Raw genomic sequence first — 14,113 nt, 5'->3', positions numbered from 1 at the left:
TTTATTGACTAGCTAAAAAAAGAAATCTTACACAATAACGCCTTTTCTCTTCTTTTTTTACAATGTAAGTAAATAAAAGTCGAAAAGCCTTGTTTTTACACTTATTTAGCAATTTTATTCATGGAAAGAATAGAAGATTACTGAAATATTAAAAAATTGAGAATTTGAGACTATTCTAGGATTTCCTTTGTTTAAGTGTGGTTGATTTCCGTTCCGACTGGGCGCTTTCTTGGGGGTGTTGGGTCAACAGATGTTTATTGTGCGTAAGCGCAGTGCAATGTAGCGACACGAGGTTGCTCAGTAGGCGTTATCACAGGACGCGATACTTTTAGCCTTCGTCCCCCTACCCGCTTCATTTTGCTGCAGGATCACATCTATGACGTTAATCCTCAAGGAATCGCCCAGTCTCTATTCCAATCAACCTATATAGTTCATCCTAAAATATAAGAGATGACCTTTATTACCTAACTTGTAAGAAAGTTTTAATAATCATAGCTAAAAGTTGCGAGAATGCGGCAATGGAGAAGAATTATTGTCATATGAAGAGTTAAAACACAAAATTGAGGTGTACATCAAATACTATCATAACAGACGTATTAATTAAAAATTGGCTGGCTTAAGTCCAGTGCAATACTGAACTCATGCCAACCAATCCGCCGTATAATAAAAACTCTAACTTTAAGGGGTCACTACTTACATGGCTATTTTTATTAAAATGCTTAATGACGGAACAACAAAAATATAAGGTCAGCATTTTAAAAGATTTACTGAGAAAGTTCCTAAGAAGTAGATATAATTCGCTTATTAGCTTCTGGTATTTGGGACAATTGCGGATAAAAAGAGATTGCTCTAGCTCCGTTTTCAAAATTACTGATGGTATGGTTATTAGAAGACTGTAAAAGGTTAGCTTTATTCTTTCAATGAAATTTATCTAAGGTCTTTTTGTATGCACACTATTATTCTCTTATAACAAATTCTTTATAGCCTTCATTTACTAGTTTAATCATTTTATCAGTAAATATTTCTGCCAACTTCTTACCTTTGTCTTTTGTGGCAAGAGTGGGATCTCCGAATACACCACTTTTACTTAAATCACCAAGTGAAATTGTAGATGCTCCGTATAGATCTGGTGTGTCAGGATATTCCTTAATAGATTTGTTCATATCAACTAGTGCTTCATTAACATGGAGCATTAATGAGGTCTCAAACTCGCACGCATGAATCATACCATTCCAAGTTGGAGAATCACATACCTCTTTAATTACTTCACTCAATCGAGGATAGAAGAGGTAAATGACTGGCATATCAAGCTCATCTTCCAACTCTCTAACTGCATACTTCATAGATGAGTTGTTAGAATCATGCCCATTTATTAAAACAAGCATCTTTCCTCCATAACGTGATACGCTATGAGCAACATCTTTGATAACCGCTTCTACTAAATCTTGTTGTAGCGATATAGTTCCAGGAATATCTCGCCAAACCCATGAATAGCCAAAAGGAAGTGTTGGTGCTACAAGAGCACCAGTTGCTTTGGCTACTTCCTTCGAAAAATATTCGGAGAGGTAAATATCTACACCTAATGGTAAATGGTAACCGTGTTGTTCAGTTGCCCCTAAAGGTAATATTACAACAGGAAATTCAGCTAAACTCTTTTTAACTTCGTCTTGTGTCATATTAATCATTAGTTTCGGTTGATTTTCCATCAATTTCATTCGCTTTCTTTATTGAGTTAATAAATAATTTAGCATTACTTTTAATAACAGGGATATCATTTTGAGTTGCTCCTCTAGGAACTAGTTCACTGCCAATCCCAAAGTGATGTATACCTAATTTTTTATAGAATTCAATACTTTCTGATGTAACTCCACCAACAGCCATAATATTCACCTTGGGAAATGGACCTCTAATAGCTTTTAAATAATTCTCATTGAGACCATTAATAGGAAATAGCTTGAGGTAGTCAATGTTCAGTTCTAAAGCTTCGGCAATTTCTCCAGGAGTGAATACGCCTGGATATACTATTAAATCTATTTCTAAAGCTTTCTTCACTAGTGCTTTATTCCAACCAGGAGTAATAATATACTGAACTCCCGCATTTTTTACTGAATACAACTGTTCTTCATTTAGAACAGTGCCTGCACCTAAATAAATTTGTTGCGGTGTAAAATGAGTGGCTAAAGTTTCAATACATCCTATACCCAACGTTTCATTACTTAATGAGACTTCTAAATTCGTTATCCCTTCATCAATTAAGGCTTGAACTATTGGAACAATATCGTTTGGCGAAACATCTCTTATTATTGCCATTAAATTATCAAGTTTCATTTAATCACTCCTAAAATTTTGCTAACCAATCAGCTGGATTTGTATAGAAAATTTGATTAATAGCATGTTGGGAAATCCGTTCGTTCAACATTCTAGGAATGAATTTTTGTTTAATATATCTAAAACCAGGACCACCACCATAAGCGTGTAAATAGCTTTGTCGCCCCATATCTCCTGATATGAGTAACTTATGACCATATCCATGTGCTAGAACATTTTTAATTAACTCTATTCTAACATTATCTGGATAATACTTAACTTTCCCGGGTCCATCGAATTGGATATAGGCGCCACGCTCTAAAATATTTAAGTGATAATAAGGATCAGCATTTCTATCGCTATGTCCCACAGCAACAAAATGTAAGTCTACCCCTTCACCCTCTAAAATATCTAACATTTCTACTCCCAATGTTCCGGATTCAGTATGTAACCAAACAGGAGCACCAGTTATTTTTTGAGCTCTTCCGACAGCGCGTGTTATCTTTTCTTCCATTGGATGTATAACGTTATACCATGATCCAGCTTTTAAAATTCCAGCTTTTGCATTGGATCCATCCATTCCAACTTGTATATCATGAACTAATCTATCTACAATTTGATCTATACTTTCTATTTCAACCCAATCATCAAAATAGATATGTTTATTAAAACCGGTTACTCCTAATACATTAACGCCACTTTCCTCAGCCATTTTTTTAAGTTTATGACCATCTCTTCCATAGTCGAGGGTAGAAGCATCTACCAAAGTTTCACCCCCGATTTTTTTATATGTTTTTAATTCTTCCAGAGAAGCTTCGTAATTTGTTAGCTCGAAGTCACGATCTTTTTGTTGTGGAGGAGGACAACACCATAAATGTTCATGGGAATAAGTAAACCCTAGTGCTTCTTTGCTAATATCACCTAAAACAGTTCTAATTTTGTCAGTCATATTTATCACTCCTTTAGATCTTATATTGTAATGCCAAACAGAGAGCCTATTAATCTAATAAGTAAAATGACGATGATTGCATCTGTAGAAGCAAACCACAATCCGCTTATGCCATAATCCCTTAAATCGATAATCGGATAAGCTAAGGCCACTATCATTTGAAATGTAAATCCTAGTACGATCCCAGCAATTATGGCTCCACGACGTCCCCCCATCGCATTTCCGAATACACCTGCAGCTCCTCCCATAAAAAATAAACCAATCACGGAAGGTAAGACCACAACAGGTAGCATAGTAGAAATGAGTGTTGCTCCCAATCCACCAACTAAAGCAAATAAAAATCCGATAGTCGTTGCTGTTGGTGCAAAAGAATAGAAAATAGGGATATCTAGTGCTGGTTTTGCACCTGGAACAAGTTTTTCGCTAATTCCTTTGAAAGCAGGTACTAACTCACCTAGGAACATTCTAACTCCTTGTAATAAAACAAGAATACCGACAACGAATGTAAACGCTTGCATAATTGCGAAGAGAGCAATATTTTGACCACCCGAAAGCTCATTCATAAGTTTAGTGTCAACAAAGAATGAAGTGACCAAATAAATAACAGACATAACAATTCCCATTAAAATTGACATTTCTTTTAAAAAATCTAATTGTTTTGGAACATTCATGTTCTCAGCAGAATGTTCTTTATTTCCCAATTTCCCACCAATCCAACCACTTATCCAAACAAGGGAACTCCCCCAAAATCCAAATCCTACACTATCGTTATTCGTTACTTTTCTTACGAAAGGTTGAGCTAATGCAGGAAATAGCACACTGGAAATTCCTTGAATTAATGAACCTAGTAGAATAGCTTTCCATCCGTGAATACCCATTTGATCAAAAACGATTGCCATTGTCGCAGCGAAAGAGAACATCATGTGGCCAGTTAAAAAGATATATTTCCATTTTGTTATTCTGGCTAGTATAACGTTGACGATAAAACCAAAAACTAGAATTAAAGAAGTTTCTGTTCCAAGAACATTTTGCACAGCAGCGGCTATAGCATTATCTTCTGCTATAACGCCAGTTAATTTGAAAGCGCTTTCAAACATCTGGCTAAATGGCACTAAACTACTTACAATGATGCTTGCCCCTTGTTGTAGCATAATGAAACCAAAAATAGTTTTTAAAGTACCTTTAATAATATCGGATCCAGATTTTTTGAGGGCTATAAGTCCAATAGCTGCGATTATTCCTAAAATAAAGGCAGGGGTTGATAAAACTCCAGTTATAAAACTTAGCATTTTTTATCCTCCTCGTGTATGGATTTGCATAATATATGGCAGTACTTTTTCTTCAATTTCATTTTTATCCAGTAAGTTAATGATGGATACTACAGGTATATCATTATTTTCAAGTTCTTGTGCTATTTCGCTTGATGCTACTATTAAATCGGCGTTTTTTCCTTTTGCAGAACTTAAATCGGTAGCTTCTCCATCAATTGTAAAACCATTTTTATTTCCTAAATCTTGAATTTCCATTAGTAACATTAAACTTGTTCCAAACCCCATACCACAAACAGTCAAAATAAACATTTTAGCTAACTCCTTTCAATATATTATAGATTTCCATTGTGTCAGTTGACTCTTTTAACCTAGTTACTTTATCTTCATTCATCAAGACGGCACTCAAATCTCTTAACATATCTAAGTGAAATTGTTTGTCTACACCCCCAATCGGAATAATGAGTTTAACGTCATCATTTTGTGGATGTCCAAAAGATAGAGGAGTTTTGACTCTCACAAAAGCTATACATTGTTCGTTCACTCCGAATTCAGGTCTTGCGTGTGGAATAGCTATATTAGGTGCTAACACAATGTAGGAGCCTAACTTTTTATAACCATTAATCATTTCTTCTACATAACTTTGTTCAACACTGTTAGATTGGAGCAGTAAATTTCCAGCGAATTGAATGGCTTCTTCGGGAGATGTAAGCTCCACATCTAATGCAATTTGTTCAAATTTTATAGGTAACATTGTATCTCTCCTCGTAAGTTTATGGAATGATGTGTTTTTTTCTTCGACCTTCTAGTTCAACAAAATACTCATATCTATCGCCACGAACAACCATATCTACTACTTCTACAGGGATTTTGTTTTTTATGAATGAAGTTCTTCTAACGTGTAAGACGGCAGTGCCTTCCGGAACCCTTAATTTAGTTGCTTCATATGAGGTAGCAGACCTAGCTGTTATAACCTCCTCAGCACTTTCTAAAAAAATGTTGTATATTTCCTCTAAATCCTTATATAAAGAGTCAGAAGATAGACCGTTTTTTTCCAAGTTCGGGACATAACTGTTTCTTAAATAATTTATCATTATAACAACTGGCTCATTTTCGACTGCTCGTACCCTTGCGATAGATACAACTTTTTCGTCTGGTGCCAATTTTAAAGAGTCACGCAATTTTTTTGAAGGTTCTACTTCCTGAATACTCGTTTCCAAAGTTAAAGATTTTTTCTGCTTAATCGCCATTTCTTCAGTCCAGCTAAAAATAGTTCCGATATCTTGTGTCATTTTGTTATTGTTAACAAAGGTTCCTTTTCCTTGCTGCTTAACAACAACACCACTTCTTTGTAACTCATCTATAGCGTTTCGGACTGTCATTCTGCTAACACCATAAAGTTTTTCTAGCTCTTTTTCAGTTGGAAGAACTTCCCCAATTATCATATTTTTCTCTATATATTCTGTAATTACTTCTTTCAATTGAATATACAGAGGAACAGAAGATTGTTTGTTCAGTTTTTTCAATTTTGTTACCTCTTTCATTTTTCTTGATTACATCATATAACATTATAACCTATAAGTAAAATATTTATTAAAGGTTATTACCTTTAGATTAAGAGAGAGTGATTATTTATTGAAAATGTTGGTAATCATTTCGTTGTTTCATGATTACTAGACTGCAGGGCCTCATCTGTGACGCTAATCCCCAAGAAGCCGCCCAGCTCTCAAACCATTGCCAATGATCTACAGTTAAAAGATGAACGCTCGTATTGCATTCACCAAAATGAGCAGCTACTTCACCAAAAAATCTACCAATTAATCGCTGGTTATCACGAAGACGATGCAGCGGACCAGCTGACATATGACCCGGTATTTATGCAAATGCTAGGTACGGTTTGATTCACAAGCACTCGATCAACTCCAAGCGGCAAATCAAGAACTACTCAATCGTGTTCATCATGCTCGACAATCGAAAGCGCTGATTTTCGATTTAGATTCTACACATGCCGATACATATGGAAATCAAGAAAAGTCCACTTACAATGCTCATTACCGAACAGTTGGTTTTCTGAAGCTTCTCTGAAATAATGGCTGCCATTAAATTTTAGACGAGTCAGTAGAAGTGATTTACTTGTTGATATTGTATATAACGGTAACACCCTATCGATTTTCCTAAACAAAAACGATACAATCATTTAAAAAGTGATGAAATAAAGGAAATAATTCGCGATTTATAACAAGCAGGATACCTCCTGTTACTAAAAACAGTCCCTTATATTTAATTTGAATTTTTTATTGAACTAATAGAACAGGTTTGTCGAAGATGATCATCTAAAATACGAGGAGGTAAGAGATGAGAATAGTAGATTTTAAAAAAAGTATTTCTGACTTAAATAAGTTTATTTATTTTGATAATAACGATTATCTACGAGAAAAGACCTCGAATCCTTTGAAGTTAAAACAGGTTATTGCCGAAGCTGAAAATTTATTGAAAATTAATAATGAAGAAGATAAATATTTTCTATACGGCACAATAGGTAATTTGTATAGAATTTGCGAGGAGCCCCAGAAAGCAATTTATTATTTAAACTATTGCCTAAGTTACGCATTAGAAGAAGGAAACATAAGAAATGAAATAGTTACATTAATACGACTTGGAGAAGCGTTAAAATATGATAATAAACATAATGAAGCGTTAGAGTTTTTTGATAAAGCTTTCAATAAGTGTAAAGACAATGAAATAGACGCGTACTTAGATTTTGCTTTACAACATAAGGGGAAATCTCTGATGGAATTAGGAAGGTTTGTTGAAGCCGAAAAATGCTTTATAAGCGCATTCAAGCTAAGAAAATTTAAAGGTGATACTACTTTAATTGATTCTACTAAACAAGCACTGGATTTGGTGCAACGATTAAAAAACCAATAATTTTTTATTGCACTAAGGGTACTTAAATTGAATAAAAATTAAACAACTTTAAAGAGTCTCACTACAATAAATTGTAGTAAGGCTCTTATATTTTTATTTAAATAACTTCATGACCATTTAATAGTATTTTTTAATATTTCGCGTACTAATGATGAGGTTTCATTTACAGAAGAGCGGATATGGCATTGGATAATTTTTTCCTCGAGACTAAACCAGACCCATCTTGCAGGATATTTTGTTTCTTGAACTCCATAATATACTTCGATTTCCCTATTTTCATATAGGATTTTCAATAATCTAAATCTCCATTTTTGACGCGTTCCAATGTTTCTCCCTTTTAGTTTTGGTAAATCTTGCTCTAAAGTTTGAGGTGCAATTGAAATCCAACAGCCATCTGTAAGGTTTTCTCTTTGCCGATAAAGTAATTGGATTTCATTCGTTTCTTTACCAATACCAACTGAATCTAGCTTATAATCTAATAATTCCTCCGAAAAAGTATTATCCGATTTAATTGCTTCTGGATTTAACCACGTTACTCTTGAAACCTCATCTTCTCCCCATTTTCCTTGATTATATCTAGCCGTATAACTCACAGTAGCAAATGATTTTTTGGACAAATCAGGGTTCATGATTTTTAAACTTGAAAGATATTCAATTAACTCTTCATTCGTAACATCCCCATCAAAAACGGAGATCTCTACCGTTGTAAATCCTACAGAATAGCTTAAAGCCTTATTATTTTTGTAGTCTACACCAATAAAACCAACCCTATTATTTATTTTAAAAGGACTACCTTGCTCAATTAGATTAGTGTCTGCATAAATAAAAGGAAATGCCCAATCATAAAAAAATTGTTTTACTCGAATAGTTCCATTATGAAGAGTTGAATAGTAATGAATTGAACTGCGATGTTCATTTGTTTCCTTACGTAATGAAAAATTATAGATATTTTGCATTTGGTTATCATTCGGTAATAATGGACTGAAATTAATGTGCTCTATAAGTTCGTCTAATAATTCTTGTGCAATCATCTTTTCACATCCTGTCTAATCGAACAATAAGCAATTAAAATTGATAAGCTTCCACTTTATGACGATCTCGTCCAACAGTTGTCTGCGCCTGTGATAGCGAATTTAAAATGGCTTCCTCTGTTGCTTCTGCAGCTGCTGCAAATAATTGATTCATGATAGGATGATCCTCTCGAAGCTGCGTGCGTGTTTCGACAAGCTGATCAGATGTATGGGCAATACGATGTGCTGTTGTGAAGCCAATGACAATATCCCCGCTACCATGAGAAAAATGACTACCTGTACGCCCTAGACCTATGCCACAACGCTTAATAATACGTGTCAGTTGACGACTACTAAGTGGAGCATCTGTAGCAAGTACAATGATAATGGAGCCATCTGTAGGAGATATTGTCGACTCATGTTGATCTTTTGAAACAAGATATCGATGTGCTAAAAACTCTGAGCTATGCCCAAAATTACTAAGGACCATACATCCTACCGTGTAGTTCGTTGATTCATGTGTCACAATTCGGGAAGATGAGCCAATTCCACCTTTATAGCCAAAGCACATCATTCCTTTCCCTGCCCCAACCGCTCCTTCCTCTGCTGTTACATTTGACGCCTTGCGAATCGCCTCCACAGTATGCTCAGGTGTGACAGAACATTCTCGTATGGAATTTAAATAGCTATCATTACATTCCCCAACAACGATGTTGATAGTTCCTGTCGATTGACCAATTTCACTATTCGTATCGAGCATATATTGTAGCGTTCCTTGTGTTACAGCTGGAACGCCAAAAGTATTCGTTAACATAATGGGTGATTCAATAACGCCAAGCTCATTCACCTGCACAAGCCCTGTTGTTTTACCAAAGCCATTTAAGACATAGCTCGCTGCAGTAACCTTTTGCTGAAACAAATTGCCCTCATGCGGTAAAATCGCTGTTACCCCTGTGCATGCATAAGCTCCTTCTTCATTAATCTTTTCATCAAGTGTTACATGACCTACCCGCACTCCGGTTACATCGGTAATACAATTTTTCTCACCAGTTGATAAGTTTCCAATTACAATCCCCATTTCTCGTACTTTACTTGGCATATTACTCCCCCTTATGAATCGCCCTATTTACAGCGGCCTGCGCATGTATAACAGTTGTATCAAAAACAGGTACGTTAACATCTTCCTGCTTAATGAGTAATCCAATCTCTGTGCAGCCTAAAATAATTCCTTGTGCCCCTGATTGCACAAGGTCTTCAATCACTTGTATATAATATTTCTGCGATGTTGGTTCAATTCGACCTAAACATAATTCTTCATAGATGATACGATTTATCTCCACTCGCTCCTCAGCAAGCGGAACTAGCACTTCAATGCCAAATCCCTCTACTCTAGCTTTATAGAAATCTTGCTCCATCGTATACTTTGTCCCAAGAAGGGCAATTTTTTGTAAACCAGCCTTTTCTATTTGATTGGCTGTCGCATCCGCTATATGTAAAATTGGAATTGAAATATTCTCCTGAATGATATCAATAACCTTATGCATTGTATTGGTACAAATGACAATAAAATCTGCCCCTGCACCTTCTAGAGATCGAGCTGCTTCTCCCAATACTTGTCCAGCCTTCTCCCAATCTCCCCTAGCCTGATAATGCTCGATTTCTTGAAAATCTACACTATATAAAATACATTTTGCCGAATGCAAGCCTCCTAATTGTCGTTTTACCTCTTCATTCATAAGACGGTAATACTCAGCAGAAGACTCCCAACTCATTCCACCAATCATGCCTATCATATCCATAAAATCTCCTCCTTTAATTCTATTATTAATTTACCTTAAATAAGAGAATTTTCAAAATTTCAATTCCTTTAAAATGTAACAAAATACATAAAAAGGGCTCTTCACCAAAACGTGTGGCTGATTTCCGTTCCGACTGGGCGCTTTGTTGCTGACGCTTCGCTTTCGCTACAGAAAACATTTGTTGTTGCTGTCGCTACGCTTTCGCACAGAGCAAAGCTTCCTGGGGGCGTCCAGTCGTAACGAAGATCAACTATAATACAGCGCATATATTTAAAAAAATGTCATCCACAACTTTTGGTGATGAGCCATAAAAAGTTCATTTAGTTTTACTTAAAATAATGGGCTTATCCGAATACAGCTAGTACGAGGTGGTGTAATGGCGAGTGGGAAGTTTTTGCTAGATTCATCTTCATCAAAATATGCAAGGTTTTATACATGCTACAGCCAATAAGCAGATGGAAAATGCTATAAACTAAACGATGTATAAAATCCTGCATAGACAATAACAGATTCCCAAAATGAAAAGGCAGTAACGACAACGGTTTATCCTTTGTTGTTTCTGCTTTATTCTAACGTTATGTTAAGTCGCAATGAGTAGCATATGATGTTGTTCTTATAGAGAGTTTAGTAGTTTTTTATAGCAAGAAAATTATATGAAAAATCGACAAAACCCTTAAGGATTTTGTCGATTTTTACTTTTTATTTCGCAGCCAAAATATCAATTTCTATTTTAATTTCAGGCAGTCCTAATGCAGTAATATAAGCAATCGTCATAGAAGGATAGGGATTTCTAAACATTGTTTCCCATTGTTGGTCGAAGTCATCCCAATTTATTTCTTCTGTTGCCCAAATATTTGCTTTCACCACATTGTCCGCGTTTAGTCCCTCTGCCTCTAATATTAATTGGATGTTTTTTAATGTGTTCCTAACCTGCTCTGTCAATGATGATGGTAATTTACCATTAATCCCAACTCCAATTTGTCCAGACAATGCATACATTGTTGCATCTTTAGGAATTATTGTAAGATGGCTGTAGTTGCCAACAGGGCTTGGTACTTGGATTGGATTTTTGCGTGTTATTTTTTTCATGGTCAATCTCCTCTAGATTATTATTTTTCTAAAAAAGGGCAGACTCATCCCTCAGAAACTCAATTTTAGAAAAAACAGCAGTTGAGAACCCAATTCCCATACTTAAAAAACGTAATGATCTTTTTTTCATGTGGATTCTCCTCTTTCACCTAAAGTTACTTCTACGCTACCATATTTTTCATAGACAGGCAAACTTTTAACAATTTCGCAAATCATATTTTTCAAGGTTAAGGCTACCCATATGCAGAAAACGTGGCCTTTTTAAAAATTATGCTGCTTGAGCTTGTTTCACGAGATAATAAATGTGTTTGTGAGAAATTATTTTTCTTCAGTCTTTAAGTAAGTAATTTTAAAAAATTAGTATTGGTGTCATAACTCAACAGTATCGATACCATTCGGTTAGTGTAGTAATATCAAGTCTTTGTTATAGGAAATAATGAAACGGTTGCAAATTGTATCGTAGTGCATATTTGGCTAGAGACAATCGTGAGACAGGATCTTGCAAAAAGAGCGCGTACGAGCGTTAATGAATACTAACAAACAATAAAAAACAGCAAATATTAAATTGGTAATTAATTCAAAATAAATGTTTATAATATCCTAAAATGGTCATTATAATGGTAAAAAAACTTTCAGAAAATAAAAAATAAGTAAACAAAACATATTTTTTAATAATTTTTATTTTCTAATAGTTGATTTTTTATAAAAAAAAAGTGTAGACTAAAACGTATTGTGAAAGGAGGAAAGCTGATGGAATGGATATCGAATATCGTAGGTAACCTTAATGATATTTTATGGTCAAAAATGCTTATTGCATTGTTATTAATTGCAGGATTATATTTTTCATTTGGCACAAAGTTTGTACAAATTCGACTTTTTCCTGAAATGTTTCGTTTAATAGTTGAAAAAAGAGAAGGGGAGTCAGGTGTTTCCCCGTTCCAAGCCTTTACGATTAGCGCGGCCTCGCGTGTAGGTACTGGAAATATTACAGGTGTGGCATTAGCAATCGGAGTAGGTGGACCAGGAGCTGTATTTTGGATGTGGATTATCGCCATATTAGGAATGGCGACAGCCTTTATTGAAAGTACACTTGCACAGGTGTACAAGGTCAAGGATGGGGATACGTTTCGTGGTGGACCAGCCTATTATATGGAAAAAGCGTTAGGTCAACGAAAATTAGGAATCATTTTTAGTATTCTTTTAACATTATGTTTTGGCTTTATTTTTAACGCTGTACAATCTAATACGATTGCTACTTCTGTAGGGGAAGCTTTTGATGTAAAACCTGCAGTTATTGGGATTATTCTCGTTGTATTAACGGCTTTGATTATTTTTGGTGGCGTACATAGAATTGTAAAAGTTACACAAGTACTTGTACCAGTAATGGCTATTTTCTATCTAGCTGTCGCATTTTACGTTGTCATTACGAATCTATCTGAAATTCCTGCTGTTTTCGAGCTGATTTTCTCTCAAGCGTTTGGTCTTCAGGAAGCTGCAGGTGGTGCGATTGGAATTGCCATTATGCAAGGTGTTCGACGTGGTTTATTTTCCAATGAAGCTGGGATGGGTAGTGTGCCTAACGCAGCAGCTACTGCCTATACTTCACACCCTGCAAAGCAAGGACTTGTGCAAAGCTTAGGAGTCTTTTTTGATACGATCATGATTTGTTCAGCAACAGCGTTCATCATTATTTTAGCGGGTCTATATGATACTGGGGAAAGTAATGGAATTATTCTTACACAAAATTCTTTAGCTGTACATGTAGGTGATTGGGCTCCTTACTTTATCGCTATTGCTATCATTTTCTTTGCATTTAGTTCTATTGTCGGAAATTACTATTACGGTGAATCTAATATTGAGTTTATAAATGCTCATACAGGTTGGATGTTTGCCTATCGTATTTTAGTGCTTGGTATGGTTATGTTTGGTGCTCTTGCGCAAGTAGAGCTTGTTTGGAACTTAGCAGACCTATTCATGGGACTAATGGCTTTAATAAATATTGCCATCATCTTGTTACTTGGCAAAATAGCCTTCCTTGTATTAGATGACTTTACAAAGCAACGGAAAGCCGGTAAAAATCCCGTCTTTTATGCAAAATCAATTCCAACATTAAAAAATACTGATTGTTGGGAAGAAGATCGATAATATACAAAAACGCCATCCTTCAAAAGAGGAGTGGCGTTTTTTGTACTGTCTGATTCTATTAATATTTAAATTGACTAATTAACTGTTTTAACTCATCAGCCATATGTGCTAGAGCTTGTGCTGAAGCATTAATTTCTTCCATCGAAGCTAATTGTTCCTCTGTAGATGCCGCAACATCCTCTGAAGCAGCTGAATTTCCTTTTGCTGAGAACGCTAAATCCTCCGTAATTGCTGCCACCTCTTGTACACTCGCTGACATTTCTTCAGAGGCAGAAGATACCTCTTCCATTTTAGGAGTAATTTGATCCATGCTTGTCTTAATCACTTTAAATTTCGTGATAGCTTCATTAGATACGTGAAGACCATTTTGAACATCCTCTGTTACTTTAGCCATGATGTTTACAGATTGTTCTGTTTCTAACTGAATGCCATGGATTAGTTCGAAAATTTGTTTGGCAGACTCCTGGGATTGCTCCGCCAGCTTTCTTACTTCATCTGCAACAACTGCAAACCCTTTTCCATGCTCCCCTGCTCTTGCCGCCTCGATGGCTGCATTCAGAGCCAGCAAGTTTGTTTGATCTGCAATGCTTGTAATTACATCTAAAATAGACGTAATTT

16 protein-coding genes and 1 pseudogene are annotated in these 14,113 nt (G+C 35.5%); 4 read left to right on the top strand and 13 right to left on the bottom strand.

Features of this window, described 5'->3' with window-relative positions:
• Positions 1-502: 502 nt before the first annotated feature.
• On the top strand, positions 503-604 hold the full coding sequence (locus QRN68_RS26970) for an IS3 family transposase (protein WP_350224364.1): 102 nt from the start codon (positions 503-505) through the stop codon (positions 602-604).
• A gap of 352 nt (positions 605-956) precedes the next feature.
• Here the strand turns inward: QRN68_RS26970 and QRN68_RS20285 are convergent, their stop codons facing one another.
• From QRN68_RS20285 to QRN68_RS20255, 7 genes are read right to left on the bottom strand one after another with little or no spacing between them, the layout of a single operon-like run.
• Entirely contained in the window at positions 957-1,706 is a 750-nt protein-coding gene (locus QRN68_RS20285; protein WP_285398761.1) for a creatininase family protein, read from the bottom strand.
• On the bottom strand, positions 1,678-2,328 hold the full coding sequence (locus QRN68_RS20280; protein ID WP_285398760.1) for a bifunctional 4-hydroxy-2-oxoglutarate aldolase/2-dehydro-3-deoxy-phosphogluconate aldolase: 651 nt from the start codon (positions 2,326-2,328) through the stop codon (positions 1,678-1,680). Before QRN68_RS20280 ends, QRN68_RS20285 begins: the two co-directional genes overlap by 29 nt.
• 10 nt (positions 2,329-2,338) lie before the next feature.
• Positions 2,339-3,256 (bottom strand): phosphotriesterase family protein, encoded by a 918-nt coding sequence (locus QRN68_RS20275; protein WP_285398759.1) that lies wholly within the window; start codon positions 3,254-3,256, stop codon positions 2,339-2,341.
• Between the two features lie 20 nt (positions 3,257-3,276).
• Complete coding sequence (locus tag QRN68_RS20270) at positions 3,277-4,545, bottom strand: PTS ascorbate transporter subunit IIC (protein ID WP_285398758.1); 1,269 nt, start codon at positions 4,543-4,545, stop codon at positions 3,277-3,279.
• Positions 4,546-4,548: 3 nt separating this feature from the next.
• Positions 4,549-4,836, bottom strand: coding sequence for a PTS sugar transporter subunit IIB (locus QRN68_RS20265; protein WP_285398757.1), 288 nt, complete (start codon positions 4,834-4,836; stop codon positions 4,549-4,551).
• A gap of 1 nt (position 4,837) precedes the next feature.
• Positions 4,838-5,278: a PTS sugar transporter subunit IIA gene (locus QRN68_RS20260; RefSeq protein ID WP_285398756.1), complete on the bottom strand. Its 441-nt coding sequence runs from the start codon at positions 5,276-5,278 to the stop codon at positions 4,838-4,840.
• 19 nt (positions 5,279-5,297) lie between these two features.
• Complete coding sequence (locus tag QRN68_RS20255) at positions 5,298-6,050, bottom strand: GntR family transcriptional regulator (RefSeq protein WP_285398755.1); 753 nt, start codon at positions 6,048-6,050, stop codon at positions 5,298-5,300.
• Positions 6,051-6,248: 198 nt separating this feature from the next.
• Here QRN68_RS20255 and QRN68_RS20250 point away from each other — a divergent pair.
• Positions 6,249-6,606: pseudogene (locus QRN68_RS20250) on the top strand (transposase); the annotation flags it as partial.
• A 273-nt stretch (positions 6,607-6,879) separates the two neighbouring features.
• A complete protein-coding gene (locus QRN68_RS20245) occupies positions 6,880-7,452 on the top strand; it encodes a hypothetical protein (RefSeq protein WP_285398754.1) in 573 nt (190 codons plus the stop codon).
• 107 nt (positions 7,453-7,559) lie between these two features.
• On the opposite strand, the gene QRN68_RS20240 is transcribed toward QRN68_RS20245, so the two are convergent.
• The 5 genes from QRN68_RS20240 to QRN68_RS20220 all read right to left on the bottom strand — a co-directional run bounded on the left by QRN68_RS20240 (position 7,560) and on the right by QRN68_RS20220 (position 11,350).
• Positions 7,560-8,483, bottom strand: a complete 924-nt coding sequence (locus QRN68_RS20240) for a hypothetical protein (RefSeq protein ID WP_285398752.1) — start codon at positions 8,481-8,483, stop codon at positions 7,560-7,562.
• Positions 8,484-8,517: 34 nt separating this feature from the next.
• A complete protein-coding gene (locus QRN68_RS20235; RefSeq protein ID WP_285398751.1) occupies positions 8,518-9,561 on the bottom strand; it encodes a DmpA family aminopeptidase in 1,044 nt (347 codons plus the stop codon).
• Between the two features lies 1 nt (position 9,562).
• A complete protein-coding gene (locus QRN68_RS20230) occupies positions 9,563-10,261 on the bottom strand; it encodes an aspartate/glutamate racemase family protein (RefSeq protein WP_285398749.1) in 699 nt (232 codons plus the stop codon).
• Between the two features lie 25 nt (positions 10,262-10,286).
• Positions 10,287-10,439, bottom strand: a complete 153-nt coding sequence (locus QRN68_RS20225) for a hypothetical protein (RefSeq protein ID WP_285398748.1) — start codon at positions 10,437-10,439, stop codon at positions 10,287-10,289.
• A gap of 521 nt (positions 10,440-10,960) precedes the next feature.
• The gene (locus QRN68_RS20220) at positions 10,961-11,350 is read right to left on the bottom strand and encodes a RidA family protein (RefSeq protein ID WP_285398746.1); all 390 of its coding nucleotides are present in this window, start codon (positions 11,348-11,350) and stop codon (positions 10,961-10,963) included.
• Between the two features lie 750 nt (positions 11,351-12,100).
• On the opposite strand from QRN68_RS20220, the gene QRN68_RS20215 reads away from it, so the two are divergent.
• Positions 12,101-13,495, top strand: coding sequence for an alanine/glycine:cation symporter family protein (locus tag QRN68_RS20215; RefSeq protein ID WP_285398745.1), 1,395 nt, complete (start codon positions 12,101-12,103; stop codon positions 13,493-13,495).
• Positions 13,496-13,553: 58 nt separating this feature from the next.
• Here QRN68_RS20215 and QRN68_RS20210 read toward each other — a convergent pair.
• Positions 13,554-14,113, bottom strand: a 560-nt coding sequence (locus tag QRN68_RS20210) for a methyl-accepting chemotaxis protein (protein WP_285398743.1), incomplete at its 5' end; no start/stop codon positions are given.

This window comes from Lysinibacillus sp. fls2-241-R2A-57 (assembly GCF_030209535.1).
Classification (GTDB): domain Bacteria; phylum Bacillota; class Bacilli; order Bacillales_A; family Planococcaceae; genus Lysinibacillus.
Note: the sequence above shows the minus strand (reverse complement) of the source record. Positions and strands in the feature narration are given on the sequence as shown.

Coding starts and splice junctions, on each gene's coding strand:
- QRN68_RS20285 (WP_285398761.1), bottom strand. CDS start 1,706: ATGGAAAATCAACCGAAACTAATGATTAATATGACACAAGACGAAGTT.
- QRN68_RS20280 (WP_285398760.1), bottom strand. CDS start 2,328: ATGAAACTTGATAATTTAATGGCAATAATAAGAGATGTTTCGCCAAAC.
- QRN68_RS20275 (WP_285398759.1), bottom strand. CDS start 3,256: ATGACTGACAAAATTAGAACTGTTTTAGGTGATATTAGCAAAGAAGCA.
- QRN68_RS20270 (WP_285398758.1), bottom strand. CDS start 4,545: ATGCTAAGTTTTATAACTGGAGTTTTATCAACCCCTGCCTTTATTTTA.
- QRN68_RS20265 (WP_285398757.1), bottom strand. CDS start 4,836: ATGTTTATTTTGACTGTTTGTGGTATGGGGTTTGGAACAAGTTTAATG.
- QRN68_RS20260 (WP_285398756.1), bottom strand. CDS start 5,278: ATGTTACCTATAAAATTTGAACAAATTGCATTAGATGTGGAGCTTACA.
- QRN68_RS20245 (WP_285398754.1), top strand. CDS start 6,880: ATGAGAATAGTAGATTTTAAAAAAAGTATTTCTGACTTAAATAAGTTT.
- QRN68_RS20240 (WP_285398752.1), bottom strand. CDS start 8,483: ATGATTGCACAAGAATTATTAGACGAACTTATAGAGCACATTAATTTC.
- QRN68_RS20235 (WP_285398751.1), bottom strand. CDS start 9,561: ATGCCAAGTAAAGTACGAGAAATGGGGATTGTAATTGGAAACTTATCA.
- QRN68_RS20230 (WP_285398749.1), bottom strand. CDS start 10,261: ATGGATATGATAGGCATGATTGGTGGAATGAGTTGGGAGTCTTCTGCT.
- QRN68_RS20225 (WP_285398748.1), bottom strand. CDS start 10,439: ATGTTTTCTGTAGCGAAAGCGAAGCGTCAGCAACAAAGCGCCCAGTCG.
- QRN68_RS20220 (WP_285398746.1), bottom strand. CDS start 11,350: ATGAAAAAAATAACACGCAAAAATCCAATCCAAGTACCAAGCCCTGTT.
- QRN68_RS20215 (WP_285398745.1), top strand. CDS start 12,101: ATGGAATGGATATCGAATATCGTAGGTAACCTTAATGATATTTTATGG.